Annotated in this window: 16 protein-coding genes and 1 pseudogene; 5 read left to right on the top strand and 12 right to left on the bottom strand. The window is 62.0% G+C overall.

Going from position 1 to position 24,656, the window contains the following annotated elements:
• Positions 1–78: 78 nt before the first annotated feature.
• Complete coding sequence (gene leuC / locus FYJ31_RS11395) at positions 79–1,482, bottom strand: 3-isopropylmalate dehydratase large subunit (RefSeq protein ID WP_154536715.1); 1,404 nt, start codon at positions 1,480–1,482, stop codon at positions 79–81.
• 293 nt (positions 1,483–1,775) lie between these two features.
• Between leuC and FYJ31_RS11390 the strand changes: the two genes are divergently transcribed.
• The gene (locus FYJ31_RS11390; protein ID WP_014485184.1) at positions 1,776–2,576 is read left to right on the top strand and encodes an IclR family transcriptional regulator; all 801 of its coding nucleotides are present in this window, start codon (positions 1,776–1,778) and stop codon (positions 2,574–2,576) included.
• Between the two features lie 172 nt (positions 2,577–2,748).
• Here FYJ31_RS11390 and FYJ31_RS11385 read toward each other — a convergent pair whose 3' ends face one another.
• Complete coding sequence (locus tag FYJ31_RS11385; RefSeq protein ID WP_154536714.1) at positions 2,749–4,044, bottom strand: metallophosphoesterase family protein; 1,296 nt, start codon at positions 4,042–4,044, stop codon at positions 2,749–2,751.
• Positions 4,045–4,517: 473 nt separating this feature from the next.
• On the opposite strand from FYJ31_RS11385, the gene FYJ31_RS11380 reads away from it, so the two are divergent.
• From FYJ31_RS11380 to FYJ31_RS12550, 3 genes are all read left to right on the top strand, one after another.
• Positions 4,518–6,755 (top strand): RNA degradosome polyphosphate kinase, encoded by a 2,238-nt coding sequence (locus FYJ31_RS11380; RefSeq protein WP_154536713.1) that lies wholly within the window; start codon positions 4,518–4,520, stop codon positions 6,753–6,755.
• 156 nt (positions 6,756–6,911) lie between these two features.
• Complete coding sequence (locus tag FYJ31_RS11375) at positions 6,912–8,111, top strand: NUDIX hydrolase (RefSeq protein ID WP_032743872.1); 1,200 nt, start codon at positions 6,912–6,914, stop codon at positions 8,109–8,111.
• The gene (locus FYJ31_RS12550) at positions 8,101–8,922 is read left to right on the top strand and encodes a hypothetical protein (RefSeq protein ID WP_029680222.1); all 822 of its coding nucleotides are present in this window, start codon (positions 8,101–8,103) and stop codon (positions 8,920–8,922) included. The genes FYJ31_RS11375 and FYJ31_RS12550 overlap by 11 nt, the downstream gene beginning before the upstream one ends.
• 412 nt (positions 8,923–9,334) lie before the next feature.
• Here the strand turns inward: FYJ31_RS12550 and FYJ31_RS11365 are convergent, their stop codons facing one another.
• Both FYJ31_RS11365 and FYJ31_RS11360 read right to left on the bottom strand, forming a co-directional pair.
• Positions 9,335–10,858 (bottom strand): glycoside-pentoside-hexuronide (GPH):cation symporter, encoded by a 1,524-nt coding sequence (locus FYJ31_RS11365; RefSeq protein WP_012578559.1) that lies wholly within the window; start codon positions 10,856–10,858, stop codon positions 9,335–9,337.
• Between the two features lie 212 nt (positions 10,859–11,070).
• Entirely contained in the window at positions 11,071–12,594 is a 1,524-nt protein-coding gene (locus tag FYJ31_RS11360; protein ID WP_154536712.1) for a glycoside-pentoside-hexuronide (GPH):cation symporter, read from the bottom strand.
• Between the two features lie 316 nt (positions 12,595–12,910).
• Here FYJ31_RS11360 and FYJ31_RS11350 point away from each other — a divergent pair, with 316 nt between their 5' ends.
• Positions 12,911–15,982, top strand: coding sequence for a glycoside hydrolase family 2 TIM barrel-domain containing protein (locus FYJ31_RS11350; protein ID WP_154536711.1), 3,072 nt, complete (start codon positions 12,911–12,913; stop codon positions 15,980–15,982).
• 176 nt (positions 15,983–16,158) lie between these two features.
• Here the strand turns inward: FYJ31_RS11350 and FYJ31_RS11345 are convergent, their stop codons facing one another.
• The 8 genes and pseudogenes from FYJ31_RS11345 to FYJ31_RS11310 form a co-directional block, all read right to left on the bottom strand.
• The gene (locus tag FYJ31_RS11345) at positions 16,159–18,507 is read right to left on the bottom strand and encodes a glycosyl hydrolase family 95 catalytic domain-containing protein (RefSeq protein WP_154536710.1); all 2,349 of its coding nucleotides are present in this window, start codon (positions 18,505–18,507) and stop codon (positions 16,159–16,161) included.
• Positions 18,508–18,538: 31 nt separating this feature from the next.
• A complete protein-coding gene (locus FYJ31_RS11340; RefSeq protein WP_442778617.1) occupies positions 18,539–19,951 on the bottom strand; it encodes an alpha-L-fucosidase in 1,413 nt (470 codons plus the stop codon).
• A 45-nt stretch (positions 19,952–19,996) separates the two neighbouring features.
• Entirely contained in the window at positions 19,997–20,434 is a 438-nt protein-coding gene (gene fucU / locus FYJ31_RS11335; RefSeq protein ID WP_012578564.1) for an L-fucose mutarotase, read from the bottom strand.
• A gap of 36 nt (positions 20,435–20,470) precedes the next feature.
• Positions 20,471–21,367 (bottom strand): dihydrodipicolinate synthase family protein, encoded by an 897-nt coding sequence (locus FYJ31_RS11330; protein WP_154536708.1) that lies wholly within the window; start codon positions 21,365–21,367, stop codon positions 20,471–20,473.
• A gap of 143 nt (positions 21,368–21,510) precedes the next feature.
• Complete coding sequence (locus FYJ31_RS11325) at positions 21,511–22,302, bottom strand: SDR family oxidoreductase (RefSeq protein WP_012578566.1); 792 nt, start codon at positions 22,300–22,302, stop codon at positions 21,511–21,513.
• A 19-nt stretch (positions 22,303–22,321) separates the two neighbouring features.
• Positions 22,322–23,599 carry an enolase C-terminal domain-like protein gene (locus FYJ31_RS11320; RefSeq protein ID WP_012578567.1) on the bottom strand — a complete coding sequence of 426 codons (1,278 nt, stop codon included), beginning with the start codon at positions 23,597–23,599 and terminating at the stop codon, positions 22,322–22,324.
• A gap of 150 nt (positions 23,600–23,749) precedes the next feature.
• Positions 23,750–24,409: a YesL family protein gene (locus FYJ31_RS11315; RefSeq protein WP_012578568.1), complete on the bottom strand. Its 660-nt coding sequence runs from the start codon at positions 24,407–24,409 to the stop codon at positions 23,750–23,752.
• A gap of 150 nt (positions 24,410–24,559) precedes the next feature.
• Positions 24,560–24,656 (bottom strand): annotated as a pseudogene (locus FYJ31_RS11310) (carbohydrate ABC transporter permease); the annotation flags it as partial.

Raw genomic sequence — 24,656 nt, 5'->3', positions numbered from 1 at the left:
TTTTCCTTTCGGGGATCTCTCCCCCAGTCAGTCCTTGGCTGACAGCCCCCTCGTCAGAGGAGGCCCATGTGTATTGACTCAGAGATCGGCGGGGGACGAGATTGTGCCGCGGATGGCGGTGGCGGCGGCCACCGCCGGCGAGGCCAAATGCGTGCGCGAGCCCTTGCCCTGGCGGCCCTCGAAGTTACGATTCGAAGTGGAAATCGAGCGCTCGTTCGGTACCAGCTTGTCGGGGTTCATGCCCAAGCACATCGAGCAGCCGGCATTACGCCATTCGGCACCAAAGTTCTCGAACACCTTATCGAGGCCTTCCTTCTCCGCCTGCAGACGCACACGGGAGGAGGCCGGCACCACGAGCACGCGGTGAATGTTCTCGGCCTTGTGGTGGCCCTTCATGATCGCGGCGGCTTGGCGCAAATCGTCGATACGACCGTTGGTGCACGAACCGATGAACACGGTGTCCACGGCGATGTCCTTGATCGGCATGCCGGGCTTGAGCCCCATGTATGCAATCGCACGTTCGGCGGCGGCCCGCGCGGTGGCGTCGGCGATCTTGTCCGGCTCCGGCACGGAGGCGGTGATCGGCAGACCTTGGCCGGGGTTGGTGCCCCATGTCACGTACGGTCCCAGCGTGGAGGCGTCGATGTCCACCACCTTGTCGAATACGGCATCGTCATCGGTCTTCAGCGTCTTCCAGTACGCCACGGCCTGATCCCACAGTTCGCCTTCCGGCGCGTGCGGACGGCCCTTCAGGTACTCGAACGTGGTCTCGTCCGGCGCGATCATGCCGGCACGCGCGCCGGCTTCGATGGACATGTTGCACACGGTCATGCGTTCGTCCATGGTGAGGTTGCGAATCGCCTCGCCACGGTATTCGATCACGTATCCCTGGCCGCCGCCGGTGCCGATCTTGGCGATGATCGCCAGAATGATGTCCTTGGCGGTCGCGTCCGCGGGCAGCTTGCCCTCGACGTTGATGGCCATGGTCTTGAACGGCTTCAGGGACAGCGTCTGCGTGGCCATCACGTGCTCGACTTCGGAAGTGCCGATGCCGAACGCCAGCGCACCGAACGCGCCGTGCGTCGACGTATGCGAATCACCGCACACGATGGTCATGCCCGGCTGAGTCAGGCCCAGAATCGGGGCGAATGCGTGGACGATGCCCTGATCGGCGTCGCCCAGCGGGTGCAGGCGCACGCCGAACTCCTTGCAGTTCTTCTCCAAAGTCGTCAACTGCAGTGCGCTCGTCTCGTCCGGGTTCGGGCGATCGATATCAACGGTCGGCGTGTTGTGATCCTCGGTGGCGATGAGCTGATCCACGTGACGCGGCTTGCGGCCGGCCAAGCGCAGGCCCTCAAACGCCTGCGGACTGGTGACCTCATGCATGAGCATCAGATCGATGTACAGCAAATCAGGAGCTCCGTCGCTGCCCTTGCGCACCAGATGATCGGCCCAGACCTTCTCGGCCAGTGTCGTTCCCATAGTGATTCCTCCAAAAAATACCGCGCGAGGCATTGTGTTCGCGCCTTGTTCGTGGTATTAGCCTATGTGCTTGCGATGGGCCCAGCCATGAGCATGCCGGATATTGAGATACGGTCAAATGACGGCCTCAATATGGCTCGGATACGACTCGAACATGACCTAGGCATGACTCGGTTCCGCTCCAGACATGTCTCTTCGGCATCCACGAACGCCCTTTCAACTTCATGACCACCCTGTGAGACACTTCCCTAATTTGCCATTTCACTATGTGAGATGGCATAATCGCCCTTATTATGACTGATTCCCAAGAAGAACCATTGAACAACAGCTTGACCGAGTCCGAGCCGGTTGAAGACACCACCACCAAGGACGATGGGGAAATCCATTCCGGCGTTGGCGTCCTTGATAAAACCGTAAAGATTCTTGACGCACTGGAGTCCGGACCGTCCACGCTGGGACAGCTTGTGGCCGCCACCGGTCTCGCTCGACCGACCGCACATCGTTTGGCTATTGCACTGGAACGCCACCGTTTCGTACTGCGCGACCAGCATGGCCGATTCGTACTCGGCTCCCGTTTCGCCGAACTTGCCGCCGCAGCAGGCGAGGATCGTCTGCTGACCGCCGCCGGCCCTATCCTGCAGACCCTGCTCGATCGCACTGGCGAGTCTGCGCAGATTTACCGCCGCCAAGGCGATCAGCGCGTGTGCATCGCCGCTGTGGAACGCGCCTCCGGCCTGCGTGATTCCATTCCCGTGGGTGCCATGCTGTCGATGGAAGCCGGTTCCGCCGCCCAGATTCTTCTGGCTTGGGAGGATTCCGACCGTCTGCACCAGGGATTGCGCCACGCCAAATTCACCGCCACCAAGCTGGCCGCCGTACGCAAGCGCGGCTGGTCCGAGTCCGTGAACGAGCGCGAAGAAGGCGTGTGCTCGATTTCCGCCCCGATCCGCAACGCCTCCGGCCAGGTCATCGCCGCCATCTCGATTTCTGGCCCGACCGGCCGCATGGGCGCCGCCCCCGGACGCCGCTATGCGCCGCTGGTGATGGCCGCCGGCAAGTACCTCACCGAGGCACTGGTCAAAGCCGTTCGCTGAAACATACCAGTCAATCCAACCGATAGCCCAACCGGCAGAAATCCCGCGTCACAACGAAAGAGACGCGGGATTTCTGCCACTAATCGTCCAACACAGCGGAAGGCCTCCGAAACCTCGAATACTTCGCGCCGCTTTCCGCCTCTATCAGGAACAGTTACCTGAATAAACCGGGTTACCTGAATAAACCGGACAGTTGACTCCATAGCGACGGCTTGCGCAGCAAATCATCGCCCTCGCCCTCGCCAGGCGCGGTCTGGTTCACCGCATAGGTATAGGCGCGTTTGGAACTGGGCTTGCCCACCAGTTCTCCAAACTCCAGCAATTGCGTACGCGGCTCGTAAGGGTGACGGATATCAAATTCGATCAATCGCGTGGCGCGTTTGGCCGGAGCCGGTCCGTACGTATTGAATCCGCAGGTTGGCGTAGCGATAAGCAACATACCCTCATGTTCGCCGACGAAACCGTTGCGATGATCATGACCAGCTACGACGCCGAAATACCCCTCGCGCAGCAATTCGAATTCGCCTGACGTATCAGGGCAGGATATGCCTTCTCCCAGATATCCGCCGGGCTGGGTTTGCAATTCGTCCAGCACGTAGTAGGTATCGGCGTGCGAACGATAGCCCTGCATGGCAAACGCCGCGTTGGCCGCCACCGGCTTCAGCACGTTGTAATACTCGGGCATCGGCATGTGCTGGAACACCATTGATTTCGCACCGATACGGTCGGGCACGGCGTTCAGGAAGGCGAGCGCTGCGGGCGATGGTGTGCCGAAGCCGCCGCCATGCACGTAATCGCCGGAGTCAAGAATGACCAGACCCAGCACATTGCGCGTATGGTCAACGTCCATAACCGGCAGCGCGAAGGTGCCTGGTTCACCGGAGCCAGTGGCACCAGACAGCGTCTGCACAGCGCCACCCGCTCCACAGGTGTATGCAATCTGGTTCGGCAAGGTCCCACTCGGCGGATTGACACAACCGGGGAACTCGCGATAGATACCGTCCAGTTCCGCATTGCTTAGCCCGCATTGGAAATCATGGTTGCCGTACGTCACGGCCCACGGAATGCCGCGCGCCGCCAACGGCTCAGTGAACTGGCCAATGGCCTTGCGCACCAGCGCTCGGGTATGGTTCAGCGCGGATTCGGCAATAGGTTCGTCACACCAGCGACGTTTACGGAATGAATCGACGAACGCCGGATCGTAGCCGGCGATCTGGTTGCCGGAGAAAATCACCAGATCAGGCCGTGCGGCATCAAGGCTGGCCTCAATCAGGGCGATGGTGTCTTTGGAGACTTTCGGCCCATCCTGAATGTCGGCAATCTGCAGCACGCGGAACTTGCCGGAATAGTGGAATTGCAGTCGTCCGAGACGCGCAGAGATAGAGACCGGGCGGCCGTCTTCGGCATCGGCCGGCTTGATACGGGGTTTCGACGACATCCCCTCTGGCGTACGCTGTGTTTCCGTCATGCCCTCCACTGTACACACAAACGAAAAGGCCCGCCGGAGCGAGCCTTTTCTACAAGTTCAACTACTGGAGCAGAATCTCTGCACAACATCATCGTTGTAACGGTAAGTCTTTCCAATGCCCGTCCAACGTAACAGTCCTCGTGACCATACACTATTTGTGGGCTCTGCTCTGTTCAGTTGTCCTTGTACCTCATAATCTATTCATCACTCCCGTTTCTCGCAACCGGCAGAGAGTCGTTGTGCGTTTTTTATCACAACTGTTCAATCGCACTTTCTGACTATCGGAAAACGAGCTGAACTGTTCACATCGAACCCGTCTGATGTTCGGTTTCGTTCGTTTCACCGCCGCTCACGGCGTGTCGCGAGCACGCTAGCACACTCAAAACCAACCAACACCGAACTAACATGAACACCCGTTGAATTCTGGCGCGTTCAGTCGTTTTCCGGCCACGCCAGAGCTTACGATATAGGCTATGGCACAGATATTTGACGCACCCTCGAAGGCAATTCTGCGCAGCCAAATCGCAGAGCATATTGCCGAAAACGACAACAACGACCGCCGCGTCGATCAGGAAGGCGAGGCACCGCTGCCCAAGGACCGTTTCTTCGACCGCGAGCTCAGCTGGCTCAAGTTCAACCAGCGCGTGCTCGAATGTGCGGAGAACGAAGACATGCCCCTGCTCGAGCGCGCCAACTTCGCCGCGATCTTCGCCTCGAACCTTGACGAGTTCTTCATGGTCCGCGTCGCCGGTCTGAAGCGCCGTATCGACTCGGGCATCGCCGTGCCGTCTGCCGCCGGCCTGAGCCCGCGTCAGCAGCTGCGCGCGATCAGCGAGACCGCACACCGTCTGCAAGACGAGCACGCACATTACGCGATCGACACCATTCTGCCGGAATTGGAGAAGGAGCGCATCGTCCTGCTGACGTGGGACAAGCTCACCTCCTCCGAGCAGGAGCGTCTCTCGCGCTACTACCGCCAGCAGGTGTTCCCGGTCCTGACGCCGCTCGCCGTGGATCCGGCCCACCCGTTCCCCTACATTTCCGGCGGCTCCATCAACCTGGCCGTGATTGTGGAGAACCCGGCCTCCGGCAAGTCGCACTTCGCCCGCGTCAAGATCCCGGGTAACCTGCCGCGCCTGGTGCCGGTGGACGACATGACCGATGAGGAGTCCAAGGACGAGCGTTACGGCTTCATCGCCATGGAAAAGCTCATCGCCGCGCATCTGGAATCCTTGTTCCCGGGCATGATCATCAAGGAGGCCCGCTCCTTCCGCGTGACTCGTAACGAGGACATCGACGTGGAAGAGGATGACGCCGAGAACCTGCTCAACGCCATGGAGAAGGAGCTGCTGCGCCGCCGCTTCGGACCGCCGATCCGCCTGGAGATCACGGACACCACGAGCCCGTTCCTCTCCCAGCTGCTCGCCGACCAGCTCGGCGTAAGCCAGGACGAGGTATACCGTCTGCCCAGCCCGCTGGACCTGACCGTGCTCTTTGAGCTCGGCAGCGTGGACCGCCCGGACCTGAAGAACCGTCCGTTCGTGCCGACCACGAACCGTCAGATCGCCGAGGTCGAGTCCTCCCGCGCACAGGATATTTTCGCCGCCATCCGCGAGCGCGACATCCTGCTGCATCACCCCTATGACTCCTTCTCCACTTCCGTGCAGGCCTTCCTTGCGCAGGCCGCCGCGGACCCGAAGGTGCTGGCCATTAAGCAGACCCTGTACCGCACCAGCTCCAACTCGCCGATCATCGACGCCCTGATCGACGCCGCTCATGCCGGCAAGCAGGTGCTGGCTTTGGTGGAGATCAAGGCTCGTTTCGACGAGGACGCCAACATCGCGTGGGCCCGCAAGCTCGAACGCGCCGGCGTGCACGTGGTGTACGGCATCGTGGGCTTGAAGACCCACTGCAAGCTCATCGAAGTCGTGCGTCAGGAAGCGGACGGTCTACGCCGCTACTGCCACGTAGGCACCGGTAACTACAACCCGAAGACCGCGCGACTGTACACCGATCTGGGTCTGCTGACCTGCGACCCGGTGGTCGGCCAGGATCTGACTCGTCTGTTCAACCAGCTCTCCGGTTACGCGCCGAAGTCCAGCTTCCACCGTTTGCTGGTGGCCCCTCGCACCGTGCGCACCGGTCTAATCCAGCGCATCCGCCGCGAGGAGGACGCCGCCCGCGCCGGCAAGGAGGCCTGGATCAAGATCAAGGTCAACTCCATCGTGGACGAGAAGACCATCGACGCCCTGTACCGTGCCTCTCAGGCCGGCGTGAAGATCGACATCGTGGAGCGCGGCATCTGCGCTCTGAAGCCCGGCGTTCCCGGTCTGTCCGAGAACATCCGCGTACGTTCGATTCTCGGCCGCTTCCTGGAGCACTCCCGCATCTACGCCTTCTGCAATGCGGACGGCCCGCAGATCGGCGAGGGTCCCGCCTCCGGACCGGAGGTCTACATCGGTTCGGCTGACCTCATGCACCGTAACCTTGACCGCCGTGTGGAGGCTCTGGTGCGCGTCACCGCGCCGGAGCAGATCGACGACCTCATCAAGTACGTGGACCTGCAGATGGCCGACTCCACCATGAGCTGGCACATGCAGCCCGACGGCACATATGTGCTGCACACCAAGGACGACGAGGGCCGCCCGCTGGTCGATAGTCAGGAATACCTGATTCGCAAGCACCAGCGCCGCCCCAATTCGCACAACTGATTTCACTCGATGCTCCCTGTCAACGCAAGCTGACTGAGGGTGGTTACGATGCCCGGCTCCTCTTTCGAGAGGATGCCGGGCATCGTCGTTCCATGCGCAAAACTACGTAGCAGAGGTCCAACGTGACCTACAATACAAGAGATGGGTACGAACAGTATGAGACGAATCGTGGAAGCCGCCGGCGGTATTCTGTACCGGTGGAAGGATGATGCCGAGCCGACGCAGGCATCATCTCCATCAGTGAAATCCAATATTGCCACCGATGGCACCATCATCGCGAACACCACGGATTCTGACGGCGAGACCACGGCAGCACCCGGCGCATCGGACGCGGCTCCCACCCCGGACCCGGCACAGGCCGACAGCCCAGCCACGGCGGACAACGTACTCAACCGCATCGAACTGTGCGTCGTGCATCGCCCGAAATACGACGACTGGAGCTGGCCGAAAGGCAAGGTCGATCCAAACGAATCACACCGGCATGCCGCCGTGCGCGAGATCGGCGAGGAATCGGGCCTGTCCGTGGAGCTTGGCCCCTATCTGGGTGACATCGAGTACCCGCTGTCCGAAGAGGGCATCAAACAGCGCCATACCAAGGATCGGTCGGCGGACACCAAGCACATCCAGTTCTGGATGGCCACGCCAATCAGCGCCATCGACAATCTGCGGCGCACCCATGCGTTCGGCCCGGTGCATCGGGCGGACATCGGCGAAATCGACGAAGTCCTGTGGTTGACGCCGGCTAAGGCCCGCAAGAAACTCAGCCATTCCACCGATAAGGACATCCTTGCGCTATTCGTTGACCGGGTGCAGGAGGGCGCGCTTGACGCCGTGCCGGTGATTATCGTGCGCCACGGCAAGGCAGAAGCGCGCAAGCTGTGGAAGGGCTCGGACGAGAACCGTCCGATCACGCCGCGCGGCGCGGCTGCGGCATACGCGCTGAACCGCGAGCTGGCGTGTTTCAATCCGACCCGACTGGCCACGTCGCCTTGGGTGCGCTGCCAGGAGACATTGGAGATGTTCGCGTGGCAGACCGGACGAGACATGGTTCATCTCGACCCACTCACCGAAGATGCATACGCCGCTGCGCCGGACACCGCATGGGAGTGTCTACTCAGCGAAATCGAGTTCGCACTTGAGCGCCGTCAGCCTACAGCGATATGCATGCACCGGCCAGTGATTGGGGGCATGTTCGAACACCTGCGCAGCATGTGCGTTGCGCCGTCTCTGAGCAAACGCCTGATTGCCAAGACACCGTTTATGCCGACCGGCACGGCGGTGGCGCTGTTCATCACTCCGACGCCTCATGGTCCCAAAATCATCGATATTCAGAAGGTTCAACCGCTTGTCTACTAGACCCGCATTTCCTGATTCATCCAACTCCTCGGCCGCTGCCGCCGCGGCTCATGCCGCGCACAATGGTGCCGCCGGCAGTCTGGGCCCGGGCTTCGGCTCGCTGCGTGCGGCCGGAGCGGCATTCGGACCTGCTCGCATGGGTTCTTCACGCCCCTCGCGCCCGGCTCAGCTCGACCCGGCTGTGGCCGATGGATTGGCCGGTGGCATGGACCCGCAGGCGTTGAGCGAGATGAGCCATCTGTCCGCTGCCGCATTGCTGGATCGTGTGCGCCATAGCGAGGACCCGGCGGTTGTTGAGCGGGTGCTCACGTTGGTGGAGACGGTCGGTGTGGATGAAATCGCCGAACTGTGGAGCGATGCTGAGCCGGATTCGCTGCCTGGTGTGCTATGGCGACTGTATATGCTGCGTACGTGGATGCGATCGAATCGCGACTCAATCGCGCATCTGTGGCGCTTGGGCGAGCCGGTGGCCACTACCGCCTCCGCCATCGCCGGCGTGGATCAGGCTCCCAGTGAAGATGACATCGTGCGATTGGCCGATTCGATTCTCTCCGGTGCTTTTGTGGGCGATTTTGCCGTGGCGCTTGAACGTGCGGCGGCGTTTACCGATGTGGTGGCGTTGGGCTTGCGCGTGGAGGCGCGGCGCATGGTGACCCGGGCCGAGGCCAACGGCGCCTTCTCCTCGGATGCCGATGAGAAGGCCGTGCGCACCAAAGCCGCCCGCCTTATGCACACCGCCGGCAGCCTCATGGCCACCGCCAAGGATTTCCAGCACGGTGCCAACCTCTGGCGTCGCGGACGGTTGGAGTAAACCCTGCTCCGGGCTCCCTCTGATGAGAGAGCTGTCACGGGCGATGCCCGTGACTGGGGGAGAAACTCACCAACCGCACCCCAACAATCAGCTACCGGCCAACACCACCCCTTCCCCGGCGCGGCGAGACCCATCGCAAGATATACTTGGTATCCGCGTCGGACCGTGCTTAAGCCCCGGGCTCCATTTTTTGCCGCCGCGAGCGGCCCTTGCGCCGACAGGCGCTTTCGCGGTTCGGCGCTTCTCTTCTTTTAGCTGGCATTCCTGCACAGCACAGCTAAGCAGCCCATCAGCGAGAGACTGGGGCGTGTGTCCATGACCGCCGATCGCAGGAACGAACAGGCCCGTCCGCTATGGACCGCATCTTGCGGTTCAGGCGGACGGGCCTTATGGGAGGATTGGGAGCGGGAGATCAGTTCTTGGCCGCCGGCGTCTCCTCGTTGATGGCCTCGACGGCCTCCACGGTCTGCGCCTCATCGTCGACGATCTCGCCGGAAGCGAGCTTGGCTTCGAGCTCGTCAACGATCTGCGCGTGCATCTTCTCGTCGATCTTGACCTTGAACCAGAACACGACGAGGCTGAGGATGATGAGAACAAGCGGGATGTAGAAGGCGAAGGTCTTGAACGTGGTGATGTTGGACGCGGTCATGTCGGCTGCCGTGGCATGACCGGTCATGCCAGCCGCGAGGGCAACGGCACCGACCACGCCGTTGGACATCGCGCCGCCGATCTTGTCGAGCATGGGACGCACCGACAGGGTGACCGCCTCGTTGCGCTTGCCGTTCTTCAGCTGGCCGTACTCGATGGAGTCGGTCAGCGACAGGATCGCGGTCATCTGGATGAACTGCGCAGGCACATAGAAGAAGATCAGGGCGACGATGACGACCGGCAGGTTGCTGGAGAACAGGGCGAGCATCGTGTAGCCGATGATCATGGAGACCATGCCGCCGGCGAACAGGTAGCGACGGGGAATCCAGCGGTTGAGAATCGGGTACAGCGGCGCCATGATGAATCCGGCGATCAGCGGGATGATGCCGGTGACGGAGAAGGCGGCCGGCTCGTCAAGCACGAACACGAAGAGGTAGTACATCACACCGGTCGTGATGACGTTTGCGATGGCGTACAGCAGGTAGGACAGGGCGACCCACAACAGCTGGTCGTTCTGGAACAGGGCCTTGAACGCCTCGAACGGGTTGCCGTTCTTCTGGGCCTTGGCGCGCAGCGCGTTGGTGCTTTCCTTGGTGCCGAAGGCGACGGCCCAGGCGGTGATCAGGCCGAGGAGCGCGACGATGAAGCCGAAGGAGGTCCATCCGGCCTGGCCCTGGCCCTTGGCACCGGTGAACGTCCAGGTGAAGTAGCTGACGATCGGGATGACGATGACGGTGATGCCGTTGTAGCCGATGGAGCCGGTGAAGGTGCCGAGGGCGGTGTAGGTGGAACGTTCGTGGGAGTCGGAGGACAACGCCGGGATCATGCCCCAGTAGGAGATGTCACGCAGGGAGTAGAACACGTCAAGCACGATGAACGTGATGACGAACAGCACGATGAACAGCGTGGTGTTCACGTTGACCAGTCCGAACATACCAGAGAAGATGAGCATGATCAGCACGGAGGAGACCAGACCGCCGATGAACTGCCACGGGCGGAAACGGCCCCACTTGGTGGTGGTGTTGTCCACGAGGTTGCCCAGCAACGGATCGATGAAGATCTCGGCGATGCGGATAACAACGATCAGGCCGGTGATGACGGCGATCATCTGGGCGGCGAGAGCCTTGCTGTAGCTGACGAACAGGCAGCTGGTGACGTACGTGACGAAGTACGTGCTCATTGCGTTGTAGAAGGCGGCCTGCCCCAAGTTGCCGCATGCGTAGGCGATGCGCTGGCCAAGCCCGCCCTTCTTGCGGACGTCGCCGACCGCGGTATTTTCGTTGCTCATTAGTCTCCTCCTTAAGAATCCAGAGCATGGAACTATCTCTATTAGATAATCACTTGCCGACAGGTGACACACCGCCGGTGCCGGCCCCGCTGCCAGAACCGGCATGGGTATGTTCATGACCGCCGATCGCAGGAACGAACAGGCCCGTCCGCTATGGACCGCATCTTGCGGTTCAGGCGGACGGGCCTTATGGGAGGGATGGGAACGGGAGATCAGTTCTTGACTGTCTGCGTCTCATCGCCGGCGGCTTCGGCGGCCTCCACGGGCTGCGCCTCATCGTCGACGATCTCGCCGGAGGCGAGCTTGGCTTCGAGCTCGTCAACGATCTGCGCGTGCATCTTCTCGGTGATCTTGACCTTGGAGACGAACACCACCAGGCTGAGCACGATCAGGATGAGCGGGGCATAGAACGCGCAGATCTTGAAGACGTGGATATTCGTCGGGGTCATATCGGCGGCGGTTGCATCACCCGTCATGCCGGCCGCAAGGGCGATGAAGCCGACGATGCCGTTCGACAGAGCGCCGCCGATCTTATCGAGCATCGGGCGGATGGAAAGCGTAACGGCCTCGTTGCGCTTGCCGTTCTTCAGCTGGCCGTACTCGATGGAGTCGGTCAGGGAGAGGATGACCGTCATCATGATGAGCGTGCCGGGAACGTAGAAGAGCACCAGCGCGATGAAGACCAGGACGATGTTGCTGGAGAACAGGGCGAGCATCACATAAGCCACGATCATGGAGACCATGCCGCCGATGTACAGGTAGCGACGCGGAATGTACCTGTTCAGAATCGGGTACAGCGGGGACATGACCAGGCCCGCGATCATGGCGATGACACCGGTCGCGGAGAAAGCGGCCTGATTGTCAAGGACGAACTTGAACAGGAAGAGAAGCACACCGGTGGTGGTCACGTTCGCGATGGCGTACAGCAGGTAGGACAGGGCGACCCACAGCAGCTGGTCGTTCTGGAACACGGCCTTGAACGCCTGCAACGGACCACCGTTGTCTTCGGCGTTGGCGCGAAGGGCGCTTTGGTTTTCCCTGGTGCCGAAGGCGACGGTCCAGGCGGTCATGATGCCGAGCACCGCGACGATGATGCCGAAAGCGGTCCAACCCGACTGGTGCTCGGCGTTCTCGCCGGTGAACACCCAGCTGAAGTAGGTGACGACCGGAATCACGAGGATGGTGATGGCGTTGCCGCCGATGGAGCCGGTGAAGGAGCCGAGGGCAGTGTAGGTGGAACGCTCGTGGGAGTCGGAGGACAACGCCGGGATCATGCCCCAGTAGGAGATGTCGCGCAGGGAGTAGAACACGTCAAGCACGATGAACGTGATGACGAACACGACGATGAACAATGTGGAGTTAACGTTCACCAGGCCAAACATGCCGCTGAAAACCACGGCAAGCAGCACGGAGGAGACCAGTCCGCCGAAGAACTGCCACGGGCGGAAACGGCCCCACTTGGTGTTGGTGTTGTCCACGAGGTTGCCCAGCAACGGATCGACGAAGATCTCGGCGATGCGGATGATCACCACGAGGCTGGTGATGACGCCGATCAGCTTGGCCGCAAGCGCCTTGTCAACGCCCGAGAACAGGCAGCTGGTGACGTACACGATGAAGTACGTGCTCATCGCGTTGTAGAAGGCGGCCTGACCGAGGTTGCCGAACGCGTAGGCGATGCGCTGGCCTAACCCGCCCTTCCTGCGGACGTCACCGTCCGCGGCATTTTCGTTGCTCATTAATCTTCTCCTTAAGAACCCAGAGCATGGAATCACTCATTGATTTTGTAAAGTAAGCATACAAGTTTTATCACCGAAAGTAAAAAACATTAGTAAACGGAGATAAACAGCGTGTCGCAAGGATGGGATAACATGAGCTGAACCGAGACATTGCATGGACGCGGCGCAGCGTCGACGGCAAGCAGTGCCAATGATTTGGAAGCGGTAAACGTGATTTGCGTTTTATATAAACACTGTTTATCCTTTTCGGTAAAGGAGGCCCCGGCCTCTTCCATAATATCATTCACAACGAGGTAATGACAGAAAGCAGGAGAACATGACAGACGTCACACATGTCGATCGCGCATCGCAGGCTTGGCTGACCGACCCGACGGTGTTCGAGGTGAACCGGACTCCGGCCCATTCCAGCCACAAGTGGTACGCCCGTGACCCCCAGAGCGGACAATGGTCCGATCTCAAGCAGAGCCTTGACGGCGAGTGGCGGGTCGAGGTCGTTCAGGCCGCCGACATCAACCTCGAAGAGGAACCCGCGACGGCCGAGTCGTTCGACGACTCCTCGTTCGAGCGTATCCAGGTTCCGGGCCACCTGCAGACGGCCGGTCTGATGAACCACAAGTACGTGAACGTCCAGTATCCGTGGGACGGCCATGAGAACCCGTTGGAACCGAACATCCCGGAAAACAATCACGTCGCGCTCTACCGCAGGAAGTTCACCGTCTCCGCCCCCGTGGCAAACGCCAAGCAGGCCGGCGGATCGGTGTCGATCGTGTTCCACGGCATGGCCACGGCGATCTACGTGTGGGTCAACGGCGCGTTCGTCGGCTATGGCGAGGACGGCTTCACGCCCAACGAGTTCGACATCACCGAACTGCTGCACGACGGGGAGAACGTCGTGGCCGTCGCCTGCTACGAATACTCCAGCGCCTCCTGGCTTGAGGATCAGGACTTCTGGCGTCTGCACGGCCTGTTCCGCTCCGTCGAACTCGCCGCCCGCCCGCACGTGCACATCGAGAACACGCAGATCGAAGCCGATTGGGATCCCGAGGCCGGCACCGCCTCCCTCGATGCCGCGCTGACCGTGCTCAACGCGGCCGACGCGGCCACGGTCCGCGCGACCCTGAAGGACGCCGACGGCAACACGGTGTGGCAGACGACGGGCGACGCGGAGGCGCAGACCGCGCTCTCCAGCGGACCGCTGCAGGGCATCGAACCATGGAGCGCCGAAAGCCCGACGCTGTACGAACTTGACGTCGACGTCATCGACCAGGCGGGAGACGTCATCGAATGCACGTCCCAGAAGGTCGGTTTCCGCCGCTTCCGCATCGAGGACGGCATCCTGACCATCAACGGCAAGCGCATCGTGTTCAAGGGCGCCGACCGCCACGAGTTCGACGCCGAACGCGGCCGCGCCATCACCGAGCAGGACATGATCGATGACGTGGTCTTCTGCAAGCGCCACAACATCAACTCCATCCGCACCTCGCACTACCCGAACCAGGAACGCTGGTACGAACTGTGCGACGAGTACGGCATCTACCTGATCGACGAGACCAACCTCGAAGCCCACGGCAGCTGGTCCCTGCCCGGAGACGTCCTCACCGAGGACACCATCGTGCCGGGCAGCAAGCGCGAATGGGAAGGCGCCTGCGTCGACCGCGTCAACAGCATGATGCGTCGTGACTACAACCACCCGAGCGTGCTGATCTGGTCGCTGGGCAACGAATCCTACGTGGGCGACGTGTTCCGCGCCATGTACAAGCACGTGCACGACATCGACCCGAACCGTCCGGTGCACTACGAGGGCGTGACCCACAACCGTGACTACGATGACGTCACCGACATCGAGACCCGTATGTACTCGCATGCCGACGAAATCGAGAAGTACCTGAAGGACGACCCGAAGAAGCCGTACCTCTCCTGCGAATACATGCACGCCATGGGCAACTCCGTGGGCAACATGGACGAATACACGGCGCTCGAACGCTACCCGAAGTATCAGGGCGGCTTCATCTGGGACTTCATCGACCAGGCCATCTACGCCACCCAGCCCGACGGCACCAGGAGCCTGCGCTACGGCGGAGACTTCGGCGACCGTCCGTCCGACTACGAGTTCTCCGGCGACGGCCTGCTGTTCGCCGACCGCAAGCCGTCCCCCAAGGCCCAGGAAGTCAAGCAGCTGTACTCGAACGTCCACATCGACGTGACGAAGGACTCGGTGTCCGTCAAGAACGACAACCTGTTCACCGCCACCGGCGACTACGTGTTCGTCCTGAGCGTTCTCGCCGACGGCAAGCCGGTCTGGCAGTCCACCCGACGTTTCGACGTGCCCGCCGGTGAGACCCGCACGTTCGATGTCGCATGGCCGGTGGCGGCGTACCGCGCCGACGCCCGCGAACTGGTGCTGCAGGTTTCGCAGCGTCTCGCCAAGGCGACCGATTGGGCCGAGAGCGGCTACGAGCTCGCCTTCGGACAGACCGTGGTGCCCGCGGACGCCACCGCGACGCCCGACACGAAGCCGGCCGATGGGACCATCACCGTGGGCCGTTGGAACGCCGGCGTGCGAGGCGCCGGACGCGAGGTCCTGCTGTCGCGCACCCAGGGCGGCATGGTCTCCTACACCTTCGCCGGCAACGAGTTCGTGCTGCGCCGTCCCGCAATCACCACCTTCCGTCCGCTGACCGACAACGATCGCGGTGCCGGTCACGGTTTCGAGCGCGTCCAGTGGCTGGGCGCCGGCCGCTACGCCCGTTGCGTGGACAACGTGCTCGAGCAGATCGACGACAGCACGCTCAAGGGCACGTACACGTACGAGCTCGCCACCGCGCAGCGCACCAAGGTAACCGTCTCCTACACGGCCCACACCGATGGCCGCGTGAACCTGCACGTCGAATACCCCGGAGAGCAGGGCGACCTGCCCACCATCCCGGCGTTCGGCATCGAATGGACGCTGCCTGTGCAGTACACGAACCTGAGGTTCTTCGGCACCGGCCCGGAGGAGACGTACCTGGACCGCAAACACGCCAAGCTCGGCGTGTGGAACACCAACGCCTTCGCCGATCATGCGCTGTACCTCATGCCGCAGGAGACGGGCAACCATGAGGATGTGCGTTGGGCCGAGATTACCGACGATCACGGCCACGGCATGCGCGTCAGCCGCGCCGATGGTGCCGCGCCGTTCGCGGTAAGCCTGCTGCCGTACTCCAGCTTCATGCTTGAGGAGGCCCAGCACCAGGACGAGCTGCCGAAGCCGAAGCACATGTTCCTGCGCGTCCTTGCCGCACAGATGGGCGTCGGCGGCGATGATTCCTGGATGTCGCCGGTGCACCCCCAGTACCATATCCCGGCGGACAAGCCGATCAGCCTCGACGTCGATCTCGAGCTGATCTGATCAGAATTGATCCGATAGTCCACCGCGCAAACGATGTGGCCCCCACCTCCTCACGGGAGGTGGGGGCCACATCGTTTGCGCGGTCCTCGTCAGTCCAGCGGATGCGCCGCGGGGACGAAGCCGTCTTGGACGGCCACCTTGGTCAGCTCATCCGTGCCGATATGGTTTTGGATGATCTACCTGCGGACAAGCCCCTTGAACGGCTCGTCGGGAGACAGTCGGACCTGCGTCGCGTCGGCGCCATCGACGATCAGGGTGATCGTCGCGGGCTTCGTGCAGCGTAGCGTGTATTCGATGGCGTCGTCCGTCCAGGAGGCGTCCACCGAAAGGCCTCCCCTGGCGCGCAGGCCATGGAAGCTGCCTTCATGCCAATCCTCGGGCAACGCGGGCAGGATGCGCACCATGCCGTCATGGCTCTGGACGAGCATCTCCGCCAGAGCCGCGGGGAAGCCCAGATTGCCGTCGATCTGGAATGGGGGATGCGCGCACATGCCGCTGGCATACACGCCGCCGCCAAGCAGATCGGTTTCGGCGTCGGCTTCGACCGGGCGGAGGAACATGCCGATGATGCGTTCGGCGTGCTCAGCGTTCCGCAGACGCGCCCACATGATCATGCGCCACACGATGCTCCAGCCGGAACCGTCGTCGCCACGCACTTCGAGGGACTTTCTGGCGGCCTCCTCCAGACGCGGGGTGTTCGCGGTAATGCCTGCGCCCGGATGCAGTTCGTACAGGTGGGACAGGTGACGGTGATGCGGATCCGCCTCGACGAGTTCATCGTTCCATTCGAGGATCCTGCCATCGGATCCCACGCGGACAGCCGCCAGCTTCGCGCGGGTGGATTCCGCCTCCCGCACCAAGGCCTTGTCGCCGTCGTCCAGGTCGGGCATGGTTTGCGCCGCGTGGATCAGATCATCGAGCAGATTGCGTACGATGGCCGTGGTGTTTTCGCTGGTGTGGGCGACGGCGATCGTTTCGCCGTCCACGACGAAGTAGTTTTCCGGCGATGTCGCCGGAGCCGGGGCCAGACCGTGTTCCGTATCCGACAGAAAATCCATGCAGAATCGCGCGCTGTCCCGCATGATCGGCCAGATGGAAGCCAGATACGACTCATCCTGGTTGAACAGGTACTCATCGAACAGGTTCCGGCACATCCACGCCTGGCCGAACGGCCAGAACGCCCACGTCGGCTCTCCGTTCGCCGGCAGCGCCCTGCGCCAGATATCGACATTGTGGAAGACCGCGGAACCACCGCATCCGAGGATGGCGCCGGCCGCCTCATGCCCCGGTTCCAGCAGCTCCCTGTTCATGGCGACGAGCGGTTCGATGAGCTCCTTGAGGGCGCATGGGCCGGTCATCCAATAGTTCATCTCGATGTTGATGTTCGTCGTGTAGGCGCTATACCAGTTCGGGAAGTCCTTGTGGTTCCAGATTCCCTGCAGATTCGACGGCTGGGTATGCGGCCTGGACGAGGAGATCAGCAGGTATCGGCCGAAATCGAACATCGCCTCGGAGAGCGTCTCCAGACGGTGCGGCGTATCCTCCTTGGAGCGCAGGATCTCGGCGAACGGCACCTCCTCATCGTCGTCATGGGCCGGGCCGAGACGCACGCCGACCCGGTCGAAGAACCGGCGGTAGTCGGCGACGTGACGGTCAAGCATCGCCCGCGAATCGGACGGCCAAGCGTCGACGGTCGCGCCCAGCCGATCGGCGAGCACCGTCATGTCCCGCTCCGGCTGTTCGGCGCTGCCCTTGAACCCGCTCAGGCTGCGGAACCGAAGCGACAAGCCGGTGACGCCCGAGCACTGCAGAACATCATCGATCACCGTGATCTCGCCGCCCGTGACGGTGAGGGAGAAGGCGCCGGCATACGCCATCCCGATGCCGTCCCGTTCGTCCTCCCATGGATTATCGGTGACATGGGCCAATGATCCGACATTGAGCCCGGGCATCTGCCCCATGACGACGAGGGTGGCCTGACGCGCATCGGAATCAGACCCCGACGATATCCGGGTCTGCTTGAGAAAAGTGCCGGTGACGCTCACGCTCGCATCGACCGGCGCGCTCGACGACATCTCATACACCAGCAGATCATCGGGAGCGCTGCACCATGCGTCGACATGGACGTCGGCGGCGCCCAGCCGGAACGATTCGCCGGCGAGGGCCCTGGCGAGGTCCAGGCTGCGCTTCACATGCTTCCGTTCGCCGGCCTCCGACGAGTACCGGATGCAGGCCGTGCCGAACGGCTCGTATATCTGCTCGTCCTTCTCCCGCTGCGTGGCGTCCTGGATGATCCGCGTGGCCGCCACGTAATCGCCGCGAGACGACGCCTGACGGGCTTTGGCCACGATTTCGGGCGTCAACGGCGAGGTCTCCGCATGCGGATAGCCCGACCAGAGGGTGTCGTCGTTGAGGTACAGCACATCCGCGTCCGGTTCGGAGCACAGGACCGCCCCCATGCGACCGTTGCCGAACGGGATTCCTTCCTCCCAATGCGAAGAAATCCCATCGAAAGTGAGTTTCATGGTGCTACCGCCTTTATATTCCTATACGCCCTCAGATGCGCACGGCAGCCGCGCGGCTGATCATCGGCGCAAGCCTCGAACCGTCCACGTGAAGGGTGACCGAGGACACCTCGACATCGTCGAAGCGGAGTATCCTCCGGTACCCCACCGTGCCGGCCTGGCCGAGCACGCGTTCGGTGCCGTCAGGCAGCGCACCCGTGACGCGCAGATGCTCGATGCGCTGACCGTGCTCTATGGCCTCCTCGATCACGATGGCGTTGATCGTCGTGGGCTGCGGGAGGGTGAGCGTGATGGCAGGGGCCACATCGTCGGCATCCGGGCGCCAGAACGTGTCCCGATCCCCGTCGACGAGATGCGCCGCGGCTTCGGAGGCGCTGCTGGTCCTGGCTTCGCAGCGGACCGAGGCCAGCGCTTCACGGAACTCGCTGACGCGGCGGCCCAATCCCTTGAGCGACTGCACATCCGGTTCGGCGAGCAGACCTTCCGGCGAGGGAGGAATGTTGAGCAGCAACGATGAATTGCCGCCTACCGCGGAAAGCCAGAGGTCGAACAGCTGATCGGCGCTCATGACCTTGTCGTCCTCGGACTTATGGTAGAACCACCCGGGGCGGATGGAGGTGTCGACCTCGGCCGGGTACCAGCAGACGTTGTCCCCGTATCCGGCGACCGCCTCACGGCTGCCGAGGTCGTCGTCCTGGGAGCTGACCGTGGTGGCGAAGGATGCGTCATCCTCCTGCTGCGACTTCTCCATGGTCAGTTCCGCCGAACGCAGGCGGCGGGGCACGACGCTCCATTCGTTGTCGCGCACATGCCCGGCTTCGTTCCCGGCCCAGCGCACGTCGGGGCCGCACACGGAAATCACCGCATCGGGCTGGAGCGAACGGATGACGTTGTAGTAACGATCCCAGTCGTAGTACTGGATCTTGCCGTTCTTGCCCTCGCCGTTGGCGCCATCAAGCCAGACGGAGAAGATCGGCCCGTACTGGGTGAGCAGCTCGGTCAGCTGGCCGACGTAGAAGTCGTCGTACGCCTTGCCCTTGCCGTAGGATTCCTCGGTGCGGTCCCACGGGGACAGGTACACGCCGAACTTCAGTCCGTGACGCCTGGCGGACTCGCTGACCTCACGAACGAGGTCGCCCTTGCCTTCACGCCACGGCGACGAGGCGACGGTGTGCCGCGTCAATCGGGACGGCCACAGGCAGAATCCGTCGTGGTGCTTGCACGTCAGGATGACGCCGGCCATCCCGCCGGCCACCAGCGCGTCCATCCACTGGTCCACGTCCACGTTCCGCGGGTTGAACAGTGCCGGATCCTCATGCCCAAGGCCCCACTCCCTGTCCGTCATGGTGTTCATGCCGAAGTGCAGGAAGGCGTACATTTCCATGCGCTGCCAGGCAAGCTGGCGCGACGATGGACGCACGTTCGCGAGATAGTTCAGGTTGATGCCCGCATCTGCAGGATTGCTCATTATATTGCTCCTATTCGGTTATTAGCGAATGACGCCTTTTCTGATGATGATGTTCGCATACTGCGATTGTTCGCCGGTGGCGACGATGCAATAGGACCTGCCGGCCTCCTCGTAGAAGGCGAACCGTTCCAGCATCCCGATGCCCGCTTGCTTGCCGGGCTCGTGCCTGTCGATGACCTGACGGTACCGGTCCCATATCGGGGTGTCCACGGTGTCTCCGGGAACCTTGTCCATCAGCAGCACCGGGTGTTCCGTGTATTGGTCCAGCGGTATCAGCTGCAGCACCGCGTCGAGCAGCGGCTCGATGGGCTGGCCGTCATACCTGATCACGTGGGATCGGACGCCCACCGATTCGGCGGGAAAGTGGGCGTCCGCAAGGACTATGGCATCGCCGTGGCCCATCTCGCTGAGTATCTTCAGCAGATCGGGCTGTATGATCGGCGGTATTCCCTTCAGCATCGTTCCTCCCTGTCCGTCTTCGGGACTATTCGACCGTCACTTGTCCAGGATGGCGCGGATGGTGCGATACTGCTCGTCGGTCAGCTGCACGGCGGGCTCGTGGACGGACGTGTCGATGGGCAGTCCCTTGGCCTTGACCGCGCCCTTGATGGCGCTGATGAACAGGTCGGCGGTGTCGTACAGGCGCATCAGGTAGGAGACGCGCTCGGCCGCTTCGACGACCGCGGCGTGATCGCCGGCCTCCCATGCGCGGTGCAGTTTGACGAACGTCTCGGGTTCCACGTTGGTCAGACCACTCAGCACGCCGTTGCCGCCGCTGATCCGGTTGACGATGTAGTATTCGTCGAATCCGGACAGCACGCTGAACGACGGGTTCACCTTGCGGACGGCCGCGATGACCTTCCTGGTGTGGCTGATGGTGTCGACGGTGTCTTTGATGCCGGCGATGTTCGGGTTCTCGCCGGCGAGTTCGGCCACCAGCTCGGGCGTGAGGTCGTTGCCCGTTCGGGCCGGGAAGTTGTACAGGATGACGGGCAGGGTCGTCGCCTTGGCCACCGCCGAGAAGTACCGTTTCGCGCAATCCGGGGACGGGCCGAAGTAGTACGGGGACACGGCGAGCAGTGCGTCGACTCCGGCCGCTTCGCTTTCCGCCGCCAACGCCTTCACGTTGTTCAGGTTGGTGTCTCCCACGCCGACGAGCACCTTCATGCGTCCGGCGACCTTCGAGACGGCGAAGCGAGCCGCTTCCGCCTTCGTCTTGACGTCGATGGCGTAGAATTCGCCGATGCTGCCGAACAGCAGCACGCCGTCGACGCCCGCGTCGACGAGGTGGTCGAGGTGCTTGCCCCAGTTGTCGTAATCTATGGTTCCGTCCGCGTTCATGATGGTGATGGAGGGGCAGAACACGCCTTCGAACATGGCGTTGCTGGTCATGATATTTTCCTTTCGACGATATGGTGGTCTTTGCGCGTGCGGCGGCGAAGAAATCCGCGGGCCGAACGGTGTTGAAGCGATGAATCGAAAACAGGGGATCCGGACGCGCGAACGCGAACCGATGATCCCCTGTGCGGCATCTCCTAGCCGAGTGCCCGATCGAGGTGGACGTATCCTCCGTCGGGGAAGACCCATTGTCCGGTGGTGTGCGACGACCTGTCGGACAGCAGGAACGCCACGGTGTCGGCAATCTCCGACGTCTCGGTCATGCGGTGGCCGAGCGGGATCTTGCTGGTGATCTTCTCAAGCTGCGCGCGCTGCGCCTGCTCGTCGCCGAACGTCTTGATCCACTGTGCGTACAGCGGTGTCCAGGCCTCGGCCACGACGACGGCGTTGACCCGGACCTCGTCCGGGGCGAGGGCGGCGGCCCATTCGCGGGTCAGTCCCAGAATCGCACCCTTCGCGGCGGCGTAGGCGCTGGTCTTGCCCTGACCGGTCAATGCGGTCTTGGAACCGATATTGACCACCGAGCCCTTGCTGGCCTTGAGCGCCGGCACGCACTGATGGACCAGCTCGTAGTAGTGGGTCAGGTTGCCGTGAATCGACTCCTCGAACTGACGCCACGACGTGGTCTCGAGCGCGAGATTGTCGTTCCTTCCGGCGTTGTTGACCACGCCATCGATATGGCCGTGCTTCTCCATGACCGACTTGACGATGGGGGCGATGTCGTCGGTGTTGTTCAGGTCGATCAGATACGTGTCATACGAGTCGGTGATTCGTTCAATGTCCTGTCGGAATTCGTCGCCGGCACCGTCATCACGGTTCAGCACCACAGGAATGGCGCCCTCCTCGGCCAAGCGCAGCGTTATGCCCTTGCCGATGCCTTTGAAGCCTCCGGTGACAATGATCACCTTGTCTTTAAGATGCAGGTCCATCTCAGGTCCTCCCGACCGGTCAGTCCTTGTGCAGGTACTTCATGCATTCGTCGATCTTCATCTCCGTGCCGTTGCCCGGAGTGAGCGGAGCGACGTATCGTCCGTTCTTGATGACGGTCGGATGCACGAAGTATTCATGCTGGTTGTCCACGTATTCGACGACGCGGTCCTCCATCTCGCCGGAGACGGACACATAGTCGAACATCGCGAGCTGGCTGACGGCTTCGCACAGGCCGACGCCGCCCGCGTGAGGGCAGACCTTGACGCCGAACTTCTTGGCGAGCAGGTATTCGAGGACGATCTCCTGGGGACCGGCGACTCGGGTGGCGTCGATCTGCATGACCTTGAAGCTGCCGGCCTGCAGGTACTGCTTGTACATGACTCGGTTCTGCATCTGTTCGCCGGTGGCCACCGGAATGGGGTCGATGGCCTTCTGAATCGCGGCATGGCCGAGCACATCGTCCGGGCAGGTGGGCTCTTCGACCCATGCGAGGTCGTAGTCCTTGAATTTGCCGATCCATTCGATGGCCTGCGGCACGTCCCAGACCTGGTTGGCGTCGACGGCGATGGCGATGTCCGGGCCGACCGCTTCACGGGCGAGCTTCAGCCTGCGCAGGTCGTCCTCGAGGTTCTGGCCGACCTTGAGCTTGATCTGCTTGAAGCCCATGACCTCGGTCTCCTGCTTGGCCAGGCGGACCATCTTCTCGTCGGAATAGCCAAGCCATCCGGCGGCGGTCGAATATCCCGGGTAGCCGACTTCCTTGAGGTGGGCGATACGCTCCGCCTTGCCTTCCTGGGCGGCGCGCAGGATATCGATGGCCTCCTGCGCAGTGAGGGCGTCGGTCAGGTAACGGAAGTCAAGCGTCGCGACGAGCTCTTCAGGCTCCATCTCGGAAAGGAGCAGCCAGAGCGGCTTGCCGGCGCGCTTGGCCTTGAGGTCCCACAGGGCCGAAAGCACGGCGCCGATGGCCATGTGCTCGACGCCCTTCTCAGGGCCGAGCCAGCGCAGCTGCGAATCGCGCACGAACAGATCCCATGCGAGACGCATGTTGTCGAGCAGTTCCTCGACGTTACGACCGATAAGGGTCTCGGACATGGAGTCGATGGCCCGGACGACGACATCGTTGCCACGACCGATGGTGAAGACGAATCCATTGCCGGAGTCACCGGCATCGGTGGAGACGACGACGTAGGCGGAGGAGTAATCCGGATCGGGGTTCATGGCATCGGAGCCCGAGAACGTGGCCGATGTCGGGAACCGGAAATCATACGTGGTGACTTTGGTGATAACGCTCACAGTGCGCTTCCTTCCTTGGAATATTCATATCGTTTGAAACAGATGACAGACAATCAGGTTGCCATCAGGTATCGCCAAGCGGAATCAGTTTATTCATACTGAAAGACAACGGGGAATGAATCTGGCGACGTCGAATCCGTCGTCCTTGCCTCATCGTTTCTTCTCCAACGGCTCGATCACCCGCACGTCCATGCCCGGCATTTTGCCCCACGAATACACGGCCACCATGGTGAAGAAGATCGGCACCGCCGGCCCGAACGCCATCATCAGACCGGGCCACGTGTAGTAGGACCACACCGTGGCGAGGAAAAGAGCCAGCACAATGAAGCTGCACAGCGGGCGTGCGACCACCATGACCAGCGACGTGCGCACCGTCCATAGCAGATTCTCATTGAAATTGATGTGCACGGACCAGCTGAGGAACACGAACAGGCCGTACAGCACGTTGAGCACCAACAGCACGCCGGATACGGCGGTCCCCACATAGCCCAGGTCGTTGTTCTGCACGAACCAGTATTCCCAGATGAGCAGCAGCCAGATGATCGTCTGCGGCCACCCCAGCTGATTCGCCGCGCCGATCTCCTCCAGCCATGCCTGATGGAACGTCGTCCACGTACGTTTGATGGTCCAGGAGCGATCTTCGACGTCGAGCAGCCACTGGCGGAACACCGAATACGACGCGGCCACGGAGGGAAACAGTCCACCCAAGACAAAGCCAAGCAGCGTGTGCAGCACGAAGGCGACATTCACCACAGCCACCATCATGATGATCCGGCAGATGAACTCATACCCCACAGCCAGACGCTTCATAAAGCCCCTACCTCCTTCATGCGGGAAGCCGCATGGATCGCTACAAAACAATTGGCGGCATCCACTCTCATGGAGCCGCCAATGGCATACACGTCACGGGCGGGTTTCGTTTTGTGTCGTGCAACGAACCCCCCCCCCCCCCCCCGACGATCAGCCCTTCACGGCACCGATCATCACGCCCTTGTTGAAATACTTCTGCAGGAACGGATACAACACCAGCAACGGCAACGTCGACACGATGATCACG

The organism is Bifidobacterium sp. WCA-178-WT-4B (genome assembly GCF_009696495.1).
Taxonomy (GTDB): Bacteria; Actinomycetota; Actinomycetes; order Actinomycetales; family Bifidobacteriaceae; genus Bifidobacterium; species Bifidobacterium infantis.
This window is presented reverse-complemented; position numbering and strand designations above follow the sequence as displayed.

What these genes read in the sequence shown, in the direction of transcription:
- leuC (WP_154536715.1), bottom strand. Translation starts at nt 1,482, where the DNA reads ATGGGAACGACACTGGCCGAGAAGGTCTGGGCCGATCATCTGGTGCGC.
- FYJ31_RS11390 (WP_014485184.1), top strand. Translation starts at nt 1,776, where the DNA reads ATGACTGATTCCCAAGAAGAACCATTGAACAACAGCTTGACCGAGTCC.
- FYJ31_RS11385 (WP_154536714.1), bottom strand. Translation starts at nt 4,044, where the DNA reads ATGACGGAAACACAGCGTACGCCAGAGGGGATGTCGTCGAAACCCCGT.
- FYJ31_RS11380 (WP_154536713.1), top strand. Translation starts at nt 4,518, where the DNA reads ATGGCACAGATATTTGACGCACCCTCGAAGGCAATTCTGCGCAGCCAA.
- FYJ31_RS11375 (WP_032743872.1), top strand. Translation starts at nt 6,912, where the DNA reads ATGAGACGAATCGTGGAAGCCGCCGGCGGTATTCTGTACCGGTGGAAG.
- FYJ31_RS11365 (WP_012578559.1), bottom strand. Translation starts at nt 10,858, where the DNA reads ATGAGCAACGAAAATACCGCGGTCGGCGACGTCCGCAAGAAGGGCGGG.
- FYJ31_RS11360 (WP_154536712.1), bottom strand. Translation starts at nt 12,594, where the DNA reads ATGAGCAACGAAAATGCCGCGGACGGTGACGTCCGCAGGAAGGGCGGG.
- FYJ31_RS11350 (WP_154536711.1), top strand. Translation starts at nt 12,911, where the DNA reads ATGACAGACGTCACACATGTCGATCGCGCATCGCAGGCTTGGCTGACC.
- FYJ31_RS11345 (WP_154536710.1), bottom strand. Translation starts at nt 18,507, where the DNA reads ATGAAACTCACTTTCGATGGGATTTCTTCGCATTGGGAGGAAGGAATC.
- fucU (WP_012578564.1), bottom strand. Translation starts at nt 20,434, where the DNA reads ATGCTGAAGGGAATACCGCCGATCATACAGCCCGATCTGCTGAAGATA.
- FYJ31_RS11330 (WP_154536708.1), bottom strand. Translation starts at nt 21,367, where the DNA reads ATGACCAGCAACGCCATGTTCGAAGGCGTGTTCTGCCCCTCCATCACC.
- FYJ31_RS11325 (WP_012578566.1), bottom strand. Translation starts at nt 22,302, where the DNA reads ATGGACCTGCATCTTAAAGACAAGGTGATCATTGTCACCGGAGGCTTC.
- FYJ31_RS11315 (WP_012578568.1), bottom strand. Translation starts at nt 24,409, where the DNA reads ATGAAGCGTCTGGCTGTGGGGTATGAGTTCATCTGCCGGATCATCATG.